Raw genomic sequence first — 16,413 nt, forward strand, 5'->3', positions numbered from 1 at the left:
GCGACCGAAACTAACACCGAAAGCTGCAATACCTTCGGATTACAGCTAGGGCATCCTGCGGAGCGCATCCGAAAGCGCAGTTTGGTACGATTTCAATGTGAGTTCCTCCTCGGCACCGGTCACCGCACGAGAGCCGCATATGGGCCAACAATTGGCGTGGGCGAACGCCACTGTCCGGAAGCTCCGGCAGCAGGCCTGGCCCACGATCAAATACCTGACGCGTACGGATGTGCACACGTTCGCGTTTTCGGTGGCCGCCAACGCGATTCTGTCGTTTTTCCCTTTCGTGGTACTGCTGCTGACATTGTCGCGGACGGTGTTCCACTCCCAGGCAATGTTCGACGTGATCGTAAGCCTACTTCGTGATTACCTCCCCACCGGACAGGACTTCATTGTTCGCAACCTGCGGGAGATGGTCTACGCACGGCACAAGGCCCAGGTGATTTCGGTCTTTATCCTGCTGTTCACTTCGACTGGGGTATTTCTGCCGCTGGAAGTGGCTTTAAATGAAGTCTGGGGATTCAAGAAGAACCGTTCGTATCTCGGGAATCAGATCATCGCTCTAGCACTTGCGATCGCCTGCGGTGTGCTGGCCATGATCTCGATCGCATTGGCAGCCGGTAACCAGTTGCTGCTCGGACACATCCTTGGCGACAACATCGTTTCCGATGTGATCTCGTTTGTCGTGATGAAGGTGTTCGCTATCGCGTGCACCGTGTCGATCTTCTTCCTGATTTACTGGATACTGCCACACGGCAAGGTGTCAGCGAAGGCGGTGTTCCCGTCAGCGTTCGTGATGGGCGTGATCATGGAAGTAGCGAAATATGTATATATCCTTAGCCTGCCGTGGCTTAACTTTAAGGAAGTCTACGGACCGTTCAACATTTCTGTGACGCTGATTTTCTGGGCGTTCCTCTCGGGGATGATGCTGCTGGCCGGTGCTCACCTTTCCGCACTGGGTGCCGAGAATGGCGCAACAGCAGAGACGAACGGTCATTGAAGTGCAAGCTGTTCCTTTCTGAAACTTCTCTCCGCGAAAAAACTGCAGCGTTAGTGACCGGATACCTTGTGGCAACCCTGAATCGTTCGTATTCTCCACGCGCGGTTCGAGGTTTCCATGAGGTTCCCGTTGGACAGGCTCTTTGTTGCGGCAAAGCCCCCTGTTGCTGTCGAGAAGGCTCAACAGCAACAGTCACGCCTTCAACACCGAGCTGTTTCCTCCAAGTGCTTCAGCGGGATTGCGGATTCCTGGATCGCAGGGCCCCAGGGTTTGTGGCGTACACCCGCGCCGCAAACCCAACTCCTCGCTTCGCAGAGCAAGGCAAGTTCGCAGTCTGGCGCGCGTTCCACCCACGGCGAATCTCAAATAACGTGTGCCAGGCTGCGGAGTAATTCACTGCGCGGACTGCGAGGATGAAGAGGCTCTTCTTCATCCTTATTCTGCTATCCCAGTATGCGCTTGCGGGTGGCCCGCTTTATGTTGCGGGCAAGGGAACGTTTCAGGACGGACTAGCAGGCACTCCGATTACCTGGCTCAACGGCAAGGTCGAGTACTACACGGATCAGGGTGATCTCAGTCTGCTGCTTCCGAATCAACTGGCAGATCAATTCGTAGCCGACGCGTTTTCCCGCTGGACATCTATTCCCACGGCCGCCCTGACGGCAGTGCGTGCCGGTACCCTCAACGAGAACGTCGACGGCACTAACTTCTATTTGGTAAACGACACCTTCACCAAGCCGTCCGATCTGGATCCTGCCTCCGGAAAGCCGCTGGCCATCGTGTACGACGCCGATGGAAGCGTGATTGACGCATTAATGGGAGCGGGTTCGGCCGAAATGTGCTCCACCAGTTCCATCTACACGCAAATTGATCAAATTAACGCGGATGGGCATTTCGGACACGCACTGATCGTCATCAACGGAAACTGCGCCCAAACGGCGTCGGAGATCTCGATTCTTCGCTATCGACTGGTACGAGCTTTCGGGCGAGTACTTGGGCTCGATTACGCACAGTTGAACGACAGCGTGATCTGGGGAACACCTCCGCCGATGTTCGACGATTACGCCGGGTTCCCTGTCATGCATGCTGTGGGTTCGCTGTGCAACGAGAGCGGCTGCCGCGGCGATGCAGATCGGCCACGGAGTGACGACCGCGCAGCCTTGTCGCGGCTGTATCCGGTGACGGAGCAGAATGCTTCTGATTTTTCGGGAAAGAAGGTTTTTGCCCAGACGACCGCACGCATCACAGGCAACGTTCGATTCTCACCATGGCGCGGGATTCCCGGACAGGGGATGCAGGGTGTCAATGTCATCGGGCGGCTCGTTGATCCGATGACAAACCGTGTGTCGCGCCAGTATTCCGTCGCAAGCGTTTCGGGATTCCTCTTTCGCGGCAATGCCGGAAATATGATCAGTGCCAACACTAAGTTGCTGGATCGATTCGGCTCTGACAATCCTGAACTGGAGGGCTTCTTCGACCTGGCGGGGATCGAGATCCCAGAGGGATTTAACGAAGCGTACTTCGAACTCAGCGTTGAGCCCGTGGATAGTCTGTACGTTGATTCCGCGTCGGTCGGCCCTTATAAAAAAGCACAGGTTATGCCATCAGGTTCGTTCACGCCGGTTCGAGTGCAAGTCCGGCGTGGCGAACACGTGACGCGCGACATCGTAATGCAGGATTCCGACACGGAGCCTGAAGATGATCTAGAGCCCAACACATTTGCCTCATCGGTTCCGCTCCCGGTTGGAGGAACTTGGTTTGGAACCATCAGTGGCTATGGCGATATGGATTTCGTCCACTTCCCCTGTCGAGGCAATCGCACCTTGTCTTTCAACACCGTGGCACTGGACTCAAACGGTGCTCCCACAACCTCAAAACTCCAGCCAGTGCTTGGCGCCTGGAGGGAAGGCGACGCTGAGAACAACGAAAGCGCCTGGGCACATACGTCGCTGAACGGCACTACCCACTTGGAACTTATTGTTCCCTGGGACGCCGAGTGCAAGTTGGGAATCGCCGACTTGCGGGGTGATGGCCGCCCAGACTTTCGCTACGGAGCGCACGTATTCTATGCCCACGACATCGTTCCCGAGCGCGCGCCAGTCACAGGCGGCGCCCTGATACATCTCACCGGGATCGGATTCACGGCTGGAACGCAGGTCTTCGTAGAAACGAAACAGGTACCGGCGAGTATTCAGGGTCCGGACAGCATCGTGTTCACTACTCCCGCGTTTCCAGACGGGTACTACTCAGTGTATGTCAGCGATCCGGCAACGGGTGAGACGGCGAAAATGGACAGTGTGCTTCGCATCGGCGCCGCGAATACAAGGCTAGTTCTCGTCAGTGGCAGTAATCCGCAGGTTCCCGTCGGGACGCAGGCGCCCAATCCGATTCGCGTGCGCGTTATCGATGCTCACGACGGAACGCCCGTCATGGGAGCGACTGTCCTGTTCACTGCTCCCTCGTCGGCGGCGATCGTCGGATGCACTTCAAATCCCTGTGCTTTCGTTACCGACCAGAGCGGAGGTGTTGATGCCTACATACAGGTCAAGGCGGCAGGTCCGAGCGTAATCAATTTTTCGATGCCGAGAGCCAGCGCTCTTCAGACAACCGTGAACGGAGTAGCCTCGGCACTGGAAATCTCACTGCCGAGGCCGGTGATAAACGTGAGTTCCGGCGCGAGCGCATCGCTGAGGGTTTCGGCGGTCGTGGTCGAAAATGGATTGCCGAGCCAGGGCCGCACGGTCAATTTCCTGCTCAACAGCGGTTCCGCAACATTCACATACCCATCGGTGGTCACCGATGCTAGCGGAACCGCAAGCACGACCATTCTCGTTTCTCAGATCGCCTCGGATGCGAACATCAGCGCCTGCGTAGCACCTTCGAATGCCCCTTGCCGGACATTGCTGATTCGTCCCGTGTTGCCCTCCAACATGGTTGTTCAACGTGTATCGGGCGATCAACAGACAGTCGGCGTTGGAGGCACATTCAATCCGGCAGTCGTGCGCGTGGTGGATGCCGCCGGCCTGCCTGTGATCGGAGCACCAGTTTTCTTTCGAAGCGACGTGTATCGGGCGCAAACGCGTCAGCAACAGATCGTGCGTGGCGACCTTGTGATTACCGTCAAGGAACAACCGGTGGTGCTCGCGAGTTCAAGCAGTACGGTCGTAACCGATGCAGAGGGCATCGCGCGTACCCAGGTCACGGGAGACCCCTACCAACCTGTAGATATCCTGATGCGCGCAATCGCTGGAGTGTCCGGAATCGACCTGAGCATGCATACCATCTGGATCGATAGTATGCCCCCGCCGGTGATCTCGGCCGCGGTGAGTGAGGCGCAATCCATTGCATCCGTCCCGACCGCCGCAGCCTCACCGCGTTCGCTGTCACCACGCAGTCTTGCCGTGACAACCGCTTCACGCAACTCAACTTCTTCCAGCCCCGCTGTGGCAAATCGTGTGCGAATTGAGCGTGCCCCAAGTTCCGGGAATGACTTCGCAATCAAGCTTACCGACTCACAAGGCCAACCTGTTGCCGGTGCCAGTGTTTCCTTCTTCGTAGACGTGTATTCTCCCGCGAAAGAAACGAACGAATCGGAACTGTCGGATTCTTTTTCATTCCATACGCAGTCAGATTCTTCAGGATTGGCAGAGATGAAGTTCGATGCTCAGGATGAACGTCGAAGCCGCCTTGTGGTTCGGGCCATTGCCGCAGATGCAGAGCTCACTTTCACTCAGGAATCGCGGAGGGCACAGCGTCAGAAGGCTGTCGCTTCCGGCGCTGTGCCCTCTCCGGCTACTTCTTCAAATGCGAATCCACCCACTCGTTCACAGTCTTGTACCAAAGCTGACTGTTCTGAGGCTTCAGAACCCAGTGCCCTTCGTCAGGGAAGTACAGCATCTTCGACGGCACCTTCAACCGCTGAAGGTAAGTAAATAACTGGAATCCTTCTGAGACGTCGAGGCGGTAGTCGAGTTGTCCGTGAACCACCAATGTGGGTGTTTTGAAGTTGGTGGCATAGTTGTTGGGCGACCATTTTTCGTAGGTTGCACGATTCGTCCACGGAGTACCCTGGAATTCCCATTCGGGAAACCATAGTTCTTCCGTAGTCCCATATGCGGAGATCGTATTGAACTGTCCGTCGTGGGAGACGAAGCACTTGAACCGGTTCGTATGGCCGAGCATCCAGTTCACCATGTAACCGCCGTAGCTTGCTCCCATGGCGCACACCCGCTGACCATCGATAAATGGATACGTCTTCGCCACGTAGTCCAGACCGGCCATCAAGTCTTCGTAAGGCTTGCCTCCCCAGTCACCGTTAATCTCATCGATGAACTTCTGACCATAGCCGGTAGACCCTCGCGGATTGATCATCACTACCACGTAACCGTCGGCGGCAAATAGCTGAGCGTTCCACCGGTATGTCCAGGAATCTCCCCATGCACCCTGCGGGCCGCCGTGGATCAGGAACTTCACCGGATACTTCTTGCCCGGTTCGAATTGTGGCGGCTTCAGAAGGAAGCCGTGGACCTTCGTCTTCAGTGCGCCATTGAACCAGAAGGGCTCCAGTTGTGACATGGCGACTTGCGACAGAACTGGGGTATTGATGTGAGTCAACTGTGTCTTCATCGCCGTACCACGCCCGTCATGGATGGCGAAGATCTCGTTCGGCATGGCGATGCTCTGGCCCGTCACGAAGATCGTTGCTCCATCGGGAGACACGGCCGGCGAATCGACGTGGCCACCCTGCACCAGCGTAGGCTTGCCACCGTTGATGCCGATCCGGTACAGCGGCGCTTCGCCCTGATATTCCGACACGAAATACAGTGCGTCCGATTTCGGAGCCCACGCAAAGGCTTCCACCCATTGGTCGAAAGATTCGGTCAGGTTCTTGATTTGCCCTTTCAGGCGGTTGTAGAGCACCAGGCGGAAGCGGTCGCTTTCGTAGCCGTTGCGCATCTGCATGCGCCAAGCGATCCATTTGCCGTCGGGCGAATAGAGGGGAGTGGAATCGCTGCCTGGGGCCGTGCTGATCTTCTTCGGTGTGCCGCCGGAGATGGGCACTATGAAAACTTCGTTGTTTGTGCTGACGGATTCTAGTTCGTCGATGTTGCTTGTGAAGGCTACTTCTTTACCGTCAGGCGAGATCGCATAAAGCGCCTGTCCCCCCAGGCTGAATGGAGGCACGTCGTGGTCACCCGGCGTGATGTCACGGGCGGTACCACCCTCCGCCGGGACCACAAATAGGTGCGTGCGCTTTCCGTACGTGTAAGTCGACCAATGCCGGTAAAACAGGCGCGTAAAGATCTGAGCCTTCACCTTCGACTTGTTGCGCTCGTCATTGCGCTGTTGGTTGCAAGCATCGCTGGGGCAGTCCGGATACACGGAAGACGTGAACAAGATGTTCTTGCCGTCGGGCGACCAGATCGCTCCATCAGCTCCTGTTGAAATCGAACTGACTTTTCGGGGATCGGTGACGAAGATTCCGCGGGCAGAATCGAAATCCGAAACCCACACCTGTGATTCGCCGTCGCGCGCGGAGATGTACAGCACCGACTTGCCGTCGGGCGACCAGCGCGGCCCATCTTCGCCCGGTCCCTGGCTGATCTGGCGTGCTTCTCCGCCACCAGCCGGCATGATCCAAAGATGCGTCGCCTTGGTATTTTTTTCGAGATCAACATCCTGAACAGGGAAGACCACCCACTTGCCGTCGGGTGAGGGCGTCGGGTCTCCCACGCGTTTCAACGCCATCATGTCCACGAACGTGAATGGACGCTTGGTCTGGGCGAGAGCGATTGGCGCAAGCAGCAATATGAAAGCAACAAGGCGGCGCAGCAGCATGAATAAGCCTCCGGAAAGCAAACGGGAAAGTGTAAACGAAAAGCGGATCGGAGTCTGCGTCTTAGGAACTCGCTTCGAGGATCAAACCGTCGTGGTGAGCGCCAGTTCCTGCTGTGCAGCTGGCATTTCGATTGTGATGCCAGCTCCACGCGGTTCAGCATTGAAGGCGCGGATCTCCCCGCCATGCTGCTTCACAATGCCGTAGCAGACGCTCAAACCCAAGCCCGGCCCCTTCCCAACGCCCTTCGTCGTGAAGAACGGATCGAAGACGCGCTCTGGATCGGCGAAGCCTAGACCGCTGTCCACGACGGTCACGCTCACAATGCCGTGATTGAGCCCGGCGCGGACGGTAATCTTCCGATGCTCCAGCCCGTCCACTGCTTCGAGCGCATTTCCCAGTACGTTGAGAAACACCTGTTTTAGTTGTGCTTCATCGAACCGTACCATGGGGAGGTCTTTTTCCACTTCCATCTCAAGATCGATGTTGCGGCTCTTTGCCTGGTATCCACAGAGTTTTAACGCCTCTTCAAGCGACTGATTGATCGAGAGAAGCTTCCGTTCCGCTTTGTCTTGTTTCGCGAAACGGACAAGGTTCTCAATAATCTTCTTCATCCGCAAACTTTCGCGCTGGATGATACCCGCCTGCTGCCGGACCTGCGGGTCTTCCGAGAAGTCGGAAAGCATTTCGGAGTATCCCAAAACTGCGGTCAGCGGGTTATTCAACTCGTGGGCCATGCCGGCAACCAACTGGCCGATGCCGGCCAGTTTTTCCGTACGGACAAGCTCACGTTGCAGGTAAGCCCGCTCAATGGCCACGCCGAGATCATCGGCCAGCAACTCCAATTTCGACATCTCAGTTTCGTTGACTCGCGCAAGTTCGCGAGGTTCGTCGAGCGAGAAGAACCCGGCGTACGTGCCTCGCGGAGACCGGATTGGCACTATCAGTTCATCGCCGCGCTGCCAGAAGGGATTGCTGCCGAAATCTGTTTTCCCCGGCACCGACCCGTATGGTTCCATTTCCTTTTGCGACAGCACGTACGTAGTTCGGCCAATCAGCCTACCGGTCGTCGCCAAGTCTGCGAGCTGCTGCGGGGACAACTGGCGTACAGAAATTTCCAGCTTCGCTAATACGTCCGGCTCAACTCCTGATGAGCCGGCGATATGTAACCTTTGCTGCTCGTCAACGAGCAAAACAGTTACACGACGGAAAGTCGTCACGGTGGTAATGATGCGTGCAATGTCCCCGCAGAGCGACCGCACATCCTGTCCGCTCAGCAATCGGGAAGTAACTTCGGCAAAGCTTTCAAGTTGCTGGTTAAGTCCGCGCTCTCGCTGGCGCATTTCATCGGAAATGTTCTTTTCTTCTTCCAGCAGAACCAGGATCATGCCGAATGCAAGGATGTATTTAGGGACATTCCAGAACTCACTGAACTCGCCCAGCATCTTCTCGAATTCCGGGTGGAACGCGGCGATCGCCCATACCAATGCCCAGCCGGCAAATCCGAGGAAAGTCGTGATCACTCCGGGAGTGCGCCGTCGGTAGTGCTGAACGAAAAGGATGCCGGAAAGCAGGAACATCCACATCAGCGCCAGCAGCGCTGGAAATTCGGTGTTTCCGCGGGCCGCTTGCACAACGGACGCTATTCCGCTGGCCGCCAGTGCGCCATAGAGTGCCAGCACCCCCGGAGACCATCGCCAGTCGCATGTCGCGAAGAACGCAATGGGGCCGAAGTACATGATCATTGCCGCCAGGGCGGAGAGTATCCACCACGTTGCTCCGGTTGCCGCTACGCAACTAAGGACTACTGCCGGTGTTCCTACGAGCAGTAGGAATTTGCGGCGGTATTCCGGGAATTCTGCTATCGGTGATGACGAGACTACGAAAACGATGCCTGCAAACGACACCAGCGTAAGGTCCGCAGCGATAATGAATGTGCGCGGCAGGCGGGAAGCTTCTTCGAGCAGGCGGATGGCAAAATGCGAGAGAACCAGGCCCCATCCCCAGACCCACAACCGGACTCGTACCGACGAGTGTTTCCGGCACGTGACAAGGAACACCGCTGCCAGTATCCCGAGTACCAGGGTCGCCGGAAGTTTCTGTATAAGTCCAGTCATGTATAAATGAGGACCCAGGTGTTCTGTATTAGTTTCAGCCCGCCAGGTTACGTTTGGGAGTCGCCAACCGGGTACTCCGGTTCGAAGCTTCCGGGTAACCTGCGGCATCTAAAGAAGTAACCCGAGTTACGCACTATGACAACCCAATTGTCGGTCCGCCGACTTACTTACGTATTAATACCTCTACTGTTGGCTATTCTGACCCTGCCGATGCTGGCAGAAGACCGTGGCGAAGGCCCGCTTGAGAAGGCTGAGCCCAAAAACATCACGGTAGACGAAATCATCCAGCGCTTCGCCGCTAAGGAAAAACAATTCAAATTGGCCCGCGAGCAGTACACCTGGCGACAGGACGTCCGCGTCAACGACATGGATGGCAATACTGCACTGGGTGAGTACCGCATGGTCACCGACATTCTTTTCGACGACAAGGGTAAGCGTGTCGAGAATGTTGTGTTTGCGCCGCAGTCGACGCTGCGGCAGATCTCGATGACGAGAGAAGATTTGGACGACATCGAAAAGCGCCTGCCATTCGTCCTCACGACCGATGAGATACCCGACTACAACATCCTCTACGTCGGCCAGCAGCAGCAGGACGAAATCCATACCTACGTGTTCGACATCGCACCCAAGAAGATCGAAAAGAACCGCCGCTACTTCCAGGGTCGCATCTGGGTCGACGATCAGGATTTCCAGATCGTGAAAACGCGCGGCAAGAACGTGCCCGACATCACGAGCAAAAGCGGAGAAAATCTCTTTCCGGAATTCACCACGTGGCGCGAACAGATTGATGGCAAGTACTGGTTCCCCACTTACACCATGATCGACGACACGCTCCACTTCAAGACCGGTGACGTTCGCGTGAAGCAGATCGTGAAATACACGAACTACAAGCGGTTCGGCTCTCAGATCAAGATTACCTACGAAGGGCAGGACATCGGCGCAGCCGAGCAGAACCAGCAGACTCAGCAACCTCAGCAGGGAACCGCCCCTCCGGAACAGAAGAAATAATCTGGTCGAAGTGAAAAGGCCGGAGCCTGAAGGCTTTGGCCTTTTTGCTTGGGGCAAGCAAAAGGCCGACCCAACCGGATCGGCCTTTGATTCGCCTCTAATGATCTTTTACGCTGCGGGTGCCAACGACCGTTGCGCTGAGTTTTGAATGAAGCGCTTCATCACCGTGGCCCACATAACTTTCTTCCGTACAGCACTTTCCTTCACATTGCGTCCTTGCGCGAACATTCCCAGCAACGCCTTCATCTTTAGGACGCGGAGTATCTCTGCTTCGCTTTCACTTACGCCGTAAGCTTCCACAAACTCGTCTTGCACCTGCGCGGTGATATTGCGGTTGCAGAACGGGTACTTCTCCAGCGCTTCCACGCAGGCCTGGAACTGGGCGACGTCGTTGAATGAACTGCCGTTCATCGTCATGTTGGCGTAATCGCAGATTCCTACCCCGTCTCCGACCACAACGTTGAGCGGAGTGAAGTCGTTCAGTACGGCCGAACCCGGAACGGTTTTGCTCGCCCGATTCAGGATTCCTTTTGCCCCATTCAGAATGGTTCTAACCGAATGGTCATCGAGTCCTGAGCCTTTGCAGTTATCACAGAGCTTTTCGAGTTCCTTCATGAGTCCGGCGGCGTCGAAAGGTATTGGGGAACCGCCGGTCGCGCGATGGAAATTCCGCAGCCATAGCCCCGTTTGGCGTGCGGCGCCGGCGAGGTGACCGTTGTCGGCGTATCCCGGCAGCAGGGCGGCTTTCATGATGATGGACTGCAGCGGCAGTCCATTGAACTTTTCCGATACGACGGCGCCAACATCCGTAAAGTCGCCGACCGGGCGGGGCACGCCTGATAGGTTGCGCTCCCGAAATAACTCGTAAACGGTCGCCAGGTTTTTGCCTTCGGTTTGGGCCATCGTTCGAGCCCCTTGCTGGCCACATTTGCTGGCGCGGTACACCTTTGCTGCCAGCCGCTCACTTCCGTCTGCAAAATCGATCACGATGTCGTAGATGTAATGGTCGCTTTTTGGCGTGTGACCCACCACGCGAACGTTGCGTAGTTCGCCGCGGCCGGGATAGTAGCTCTGCCCGGTTCGCTTGAGTTCTGAAACAATATGATCCATTACGGTTTCCGGCATTCGTTCTCCCAATGATCTGTTCGGTATAGGTGCTTTTCGGAGGGGCCAAGGTCGGATTTGCGGCGACGGCCCTAATCAAGCGAACAACTTAAGTGCAGTTATGGTTCCAGCCGCCACTTCGGCGAGGATGCCTGTAAGTGACTGATAATTCGTAGGGTTTACCACACGTCGACTGCTTTTCGAACCAGATAGGGTATCCGCATTCCCACACTTGGCAGTTATCAACCAGCAAACAGAAACAACGGTCAGGGGCGCCGAAAAGAAAAATATTCCCGTTTCAGACACAAGGATGAATTTCGTACACGCCAGGTGGCCTCACATGACGTGAATCGAAATAGCTTGTTGAGTATTCCAATAAAGTAGAAATGAGCCAGAGATCCACTTTTACAGCCCGGCTACGCCAGTCGGTGCCGCTTTCCGATGCCACCCGACATCTGCAGTTTGAGGTAGAGGACCTGCCGAGCTTCGACTTTGAACCTGGGCAGTTCATCTCCATGCAGGCGGAACATGACGGTCGCGAAATAACTCGTGCCTACTCTATAGCTTCGTCACCAAAGCATGAAAGCGTGTTTGACGTTTGCCTGAACCGGGTTAGGGAAGGCTTCTTCTCGAACCTGTTGTGCGACCTTCCCGAAGGCTCGCGGGTGAAATTCCATGGGCCGCATGGATATTTCATCCTGAAGAATCCTGTCCGCGATTCCATCTTCATTGGCACCGGTACCGGCATTGCCCCACTGCGTGGCATGTTGCACTGGTTGTACGAGGAGCCGGGCCGCAACCAGGGCCGCGAGTTCTGGCTTGTGTTTGGTGTTCGTTCCAGCGAGGACCTGTATTACCACGACGAATTCAAGCAGATGGAAGCGCAACATTCGAACTTCCATTACGTTCCTACGTTAAGCCGACCCGATGAAAACTGGACGGGTGCCCGCGGTTACGTGCAGGAGCACGTGCGGGAAATTGTGGGCGACCGAAAGGACATGGACGCGTATATCTGCGGCCTGAAGGACATGGTGAAAGCGAACCGTGACCTTCTGGTCAAAGATCTGGGATGGGACCGCAAATCGGTTCTATATGAGCGATTTGACTAAGTTCCAGCTCGCTTCCCACGGCGACAAGATATGCGTAGGGTGACGAAGTGGATTACCACGGTTACCTAAGGTCCATAACCTCCGTTAAGTTGTCAGAGGGCTCCGTGCGGGCGCAGTATCACGGCTGCAGTATGGGGGTGATATGAGTTTGAGAACGAAAGTCAGAGCGCAAAGCTGGGAAACGCGGGCATGGGATTTCATTACGGTTGCCGTAATGTTGGTGACTGCGTTTAGCTGCGCGATTTGGATGGTCAGAAGCTAATAGGATTGGGCGCACCCCTGTGCGCCCACGAAACGCCGTTTACCGGGCTGCCGCAGTCTGTGCCGTTGCACTCCTGAAGTACTCCAGGGACATCTTCAATCCCTGCTCGAGTTGTATCTTTGGTTCCCACCCGAACAGGCGCTTTGCCTTGGAAATATCCGGACGCCGCTGCTTCGGGTCGTCCTGTGGCAATGGCTCGAATCGGATGCGGCTCTTTGACCCCGTCACCTGAATCACTCGCTTTGCGCATTCCAGGATCGTGAACTCATTGGGATTGCCGATGTTCGTAGGCAGGTGCTCATCTGACTTCGCCAGACGGAGAATCCCTTCGACCTCGTCCGACACATAGCAGAAACTGCGCGTCTGGGAACCATCGCCGTAAACGGTGAGGTCTTCCCCCGTCAAAGCCTGCTTCATGAAGTTCGGAATTACACGACCGTCATTGATCTGCATCTTCGGTCCGTACGTGTTGAAAATACGGACGATGTGGGTATCAACTTTGTGATATCGCAAGTACGCCATCGTCAGGGCTTCGGAAAACCGTTTTGCTTCGTCATAAACAGAACGTGGGCCGATCGGATTGACGTGACCCCAGTACGTCTCCGTCTGTGGATGCACTTCCGGATCGCCATAGCATTCTGAGGTGGATGCCATGAAGTACTTCGCGCCGTGCCGTTTTGCGTACTCCAGTGAGTGGAAGGTGCCAAACGATCCAACCTGAAGCGTTTCGATTCCATGCTCCATGTAATCGACCGGGCTCGCGGGTGAGGCGAAGTTGAACACGTAATCCACCGGGCCGAACTCAAACGGAGTCGAAATGTCGTGGTTCCTGAACTCGAATCGCGGCTCGTTCGCAAGATGCGCGATATTTTCTTTGCGGCCCGTAATCAGGTTGTCGATGCAAAGGACCGAGTGTCCTTCCGCTAGCAGGGCATCGCAAAGGTGAGATCCCAGGAATCCGGCACCGCCGGTGACAAGAGTTCGCATTATTCTGCCTTTCCGCGAGTGGCCGCGAGTTTGCCGTCTTTTTGCGGCGGACGTGTCAGCGAAGGCTGCACGTCGGCCCGGCCAACACTGGAATAGATGAATCCATTGGCCGCCATGTGGGCTGGGTCGTGCAGATTACGCCCATCCACCACGATTGGATAGGTCAGGCTCGCCTTCAGACGTGGCAAATCGAGTTTCGCGAATTCAGGCCAATCCGTGAGAATCAAGAGTGCATCCGCGCCGTTGGCTGCCTCGTAGGCGGATTCGCAGTAAACCATGTTCTCGCTGGGTAATGTCTCTTTTGCACGCTCCGCTGCTGCCGGGTCGAAAGCACGGATCTCGCAGCCCTCCTTGAGCAGTGCCTTCACGATTTCAATTGCCGGGGATTCCCGGATATCGTCGGTCCCGCCTTTGAACGCCAGTCCCAGCACCGCCAGGCGCTTGCCTTTTAAGGTCCACAGTGCGTTCCGGACTTTCCGCAGGAATCGCGCTCGCTGTTCGGCGTTAATATTCATGACCTCCTGGAGCATGCGGAAGTCGTATCCCGTCTCACGCGCAACGGATGAAAATGCCTTCAGATCCTTCGGGAAGCAGGATCCGCCGTAGCCGACTCCAGGGTTCAGGAAGCGTCGCCCAATCCGCGAATCGCTGCCGATGCCGTCGCATACTTCTTTGATATCGGCGCCGACTGCTTCACAAATGTTTGCCACGGCGTTAATAAATGAAATCTTCGTGGCAAGGAAAGCATTTGAGGCGTGCTTGATCAACTCGGCGCTCTTCGTGCTGGTAATGATAATCGGAGGAGGAATCGGAGCGCCCGTCGTATTAGGAATCAGATTTTTCGATTTATAGTAGGCGCCTGACGTTAGCGGCTCGTAGATGTCCTTCAAAACTGACGCGCAGCGTTCGGTGTCAGCCCCGACAACAATGCGGTCGGGATAGAGGAAGTCGCCGACGGCAGTTCCTTCGCGCAGAAATTCCGGGTTCGATGCCACGTCGAAATGGTCGGGGTCGGCTCCATCGAGCAGCATCACCCGCCGCACCCAATTGCTGGTGAAAACAGGAACCGTGCTCTTCTCAACCACGATCTTATAGTCATCGATTGCGCCGGCAACTTCGCGGGAAACCTGTTCCACGTAAGAAAGGTCCGCATCTCCCTGCTCGGTCGAAGGTGTACCAACGGCGATGAAGATCGCCTGGCTCTGTTTGACCGCGCCGGGAAGATCAGTCGAAAACGTCAGGTTCTTTCCACGATGTCGCTCCAGCAACTCCGGCAGGAACTCTTCATGGATGGGGACACCCCCATCCTGCAACATCGCAATTTTCTCGGCATCGTTATCGATCGAGATCACCTGGTGCCCGATCTCGGCAAAGCACGCAGCCGCAACAAGACCTACATAACCGGAACCAATGACAGCAATTCGCATAAGAAGACCAGTTCTTAGATTTCGGGGTTTACTTTACACCTACGGCTATTAAGCTCAGACCCTTCCATGGCCAGACCCGATCGATCGGACGCATCAACGGCAACAGCATGTCCAAAGTTTTAAGTTGGAGTCGTGAAAAGCGTTTGCGCCTTAGGAACTTGGAATTAAGGTTCCAGCCGGGAACCGACATCCGGTTGAAGTCATCCATGTGCTCAAGCTTGAATCCCACCGATTCAAGCAAGGTGCGCAGTTCACCGGCCTCGAAGCGCATGCGCCGTCCGCGCTCCGTATCCAAAGTGCCGAATCGCTTCTTGCCCTGCGGTACCTGTATGATGACCCGCCCACCTTCGCGCAGGCTGCTGTACGCCGCAGCCAGAGACGCCGCGGGATTATCGAGCCCTTCCAACACATTGAGCAGCAAAACTGTGTCGAACTGCGACTCCAGACCGCGGAATTGTTCGGGCTGCCCCGGATCGAGTTCCATCACGTGCAGGTACGGCTTCCCAAGCGCGTACGAGCGCAGGTACGTCAGGTAATTCGGATTGACCTCGGCCGCCACATATAGGTCGCGCGGAATAAATTGGTTCGTAATACTTCCGACACCGGCTCCAATTTCAAGAATCTGGTTGCCGACAAAGGGACGAATAACCTCACCTAGCCACAGTGTGAACCGCCGCGCTTTATCCAGTTCCGAGATCAGCCGCGTGCCGTACTGGTCGTTCTCATAGAGATCGTCGATCAGCGTCCAATGCGCCATCGCCGCAAGCGCTAGCATTCCGTCGCGTGGACGAATCTTCTTGCCCTCCGCGTACGTCCGTGGCAGATATCGGATCGGCACCTCGAACACTCGCGCGCTTCGCTTCGCCAGCTTGAACGTCAACTCGATCTCGAATCGAAAATCGTTACTGCGGATTGGGATTGATTTCAGCAGTGTCGTGTTGATCGCTTTGTAGCAGGTCTCGACATCGGTGACGTGCAGGTCTGTCAACCAATTGCACATCGTCGTGATGCCCTTGTTCATCAGCGTGTGGCGGTACATCAGTGCCCGACGATAACTTGCCGACAGGTACCGCGACCCAAACACCGCGTCGGCGCCCTCTTCGGCGAACGGCACCAGTAGGGAAGGGATGTCCGCCGGGTTGTACTCGAAATCCGCGTCATGTACGACGCATACATCGCCGGAAGCCTGCGCAATCGCCGTCCTCAGGGCTCCGCCTTTTCCTTTGTTCGTCTCATGCCGGATGAGCGTGATCCGCGAATCCTCGGCTGCCAGCCGCCGCAGCACATCGCTGGTTCCGTCCTTGCTGCAATCATCCACAATGATCACTTCCAGTTCGCTGATCAGCGGATGCTGAAGCGCCAGCACTCTTCGAACGCTGGCTTCCACCACGTGGCGCTCGTTGTACACAGGAATAAGGACGCTGAGCCGAAAGGCACTCCGGGGCGTCTGCGTTTGCGTGTACGCTGGCTGGTGTTCCACGGTTTCGTCTGTGTTGGATGGAGTGCTGGCCAAACTCGCCTCGGTATCGGACTGCCCAAATCAGGCCATCGGCACCGCCCCAT

General features: G+C 56.1%; 9 protein-coding genes and 1 pseudogene. 4 read left to right on the plus strand and 6 right to left on the minus strand.

The features are described from left to right. Positions 1-139: 139 nt before the first annotated feature. A complete protein-coding gene (locus tag VN577_00055; protein HWR13189.1) occupies positions 140-1,000 on the plus strand; it encodes a YihY/virulence factor BrkB family protein in 861 nt (286 codons plus the stop codon). A 1,784-nt stretch (positions 1,001-2,784) separates the two neighbouring features. Then, positions 2,785-3,249: pseudogene (locus tag VN577_00060) on the plus strand (IPT/TIG domain-containing protein). Between the two features lie 1,543 nt (positions 3,250-4,792). On the opposite strand, the gene VN577_00065 reads toward VN577_00060, so the two are convergent. Beyond that, positions 4,793-6,838 (minus strand): S9 family peptidase, encoded by a 2,046-nt coding sequence (locus VN577_00065; protein HWR13190.1) that lies wholly within the window; start codon positions 6,836-6,838, stop codon positions 4,793-4,795. An 81-nt stretch (positions 6,839-6,919) separates the two neighbouring features. Then, positions 6,920-8,953, minus strand: coding sequence for an ATP-binding protein (locus VN577_00070; GenBank protein HWR13191.1), 2,034 nt, complete (start codon positions 8,951-8,953; stop codon positions 6,920-6,922). Between the two features lie 135 nt (positions 8,954-9,088). Between VN577_00070 and VN577_00075 the strand changes: the two genes are divergently transcribed. Further along, a complete protein-coding gene (locus VN577_00075) occupies positions 9,089-9,961 on the plus strand; it encodes a hypothetical protein (protein HWR13192.1) in 873 nt (290 codons plus the stop codon). A 108-nt stretch (positions 9,962-10,069) separates the two neighbouring features. Here VN577_00075 and VN577_00080 read toward each other — a convergent pair whose 3' ends face one another. After that, on the minus strand, positions 10,070-11,071 hold the full coding sequence (locus VN577_00080; protein ID HWR13193.1) for a hypothetical protein: 1,002 nt from the start codon (positions 11,069-11,071) through the stop codon (positions 10,070-10,072). Between the two features lie 380 nt (positions 11,072-11,451). On the opposite strand from VN577_00080, the gene VN577_00085 reads away from it, so the two are divergent. Next, on the plus strand, positions 11,452-12,174 hold the full coding sequence (locus tag VN577_00085) for an FAD-dependent oxidoreductase (protein ID HWR13194.1): 723 nt from the start codon (positions 11,452-11,454) through the stop codon (positions 12,172-12,174). Between the two features lie 301 nt (positions 12,175-12,475). On the opposite strand, the gene VN577_00090 is transcribed toward VN577_00085, so the two are convergent. From VN577_00090 to VN577_00100, 3 genes are read right to left on the minus strand one after another with little or no spacing between them, the layout of a single operon-like run. Continuing rightward, the gene (locus VN577_00090) at positions 12,476-13,423 is read right to left on the minus strand and encodes a UDP-glucuronic acid decarboxylase family protein (GenBank protein ID HWR13195.1); all 948 of its coding nucleotides are present in this window, start codon (positions 13,421-13,423) and stop codon (positions 12,476-12,478) included. Further along, positions 13,423-14,850 (minus strand): UDP-glucose/GDP-mannose dehydrogenase family protein, encoded by a 1,428-nt coding sequence (locus VN577_00095; GenBank protein HWR13196.1) that lies wholly within the window; start codon positions 14,848-14,850, stop codon positions 13,423-13,425. Before VN577_00095 ends, VN577_00090 begins: the two co-directional genes overlap by 1 nt. Positions 14,851-14,878: 28 nt before the next feature. Then, positions 14,879-16,363 (minus strand): glycosyltransferase, encoded by a 1,485-nt coding sequence (locus VN577_00100; protein ID HWR13197.1) that lies wholly within the window; start codon positions 16,361-16,363, stop codon positions 14,879-14,881. Between the last annotated feature and the right edge of the window lie 50 nt (positions 16,364-16,413).

This window comes from Terriglobales bacterium (assembly GCA_035561515.1).
In the GTDB taxonomy this organism is placed as follows: Bacteria; Acidobacteriota; Terriglobia; order Terriglobales; family Acidobacteriaceae; genus DATMXP01.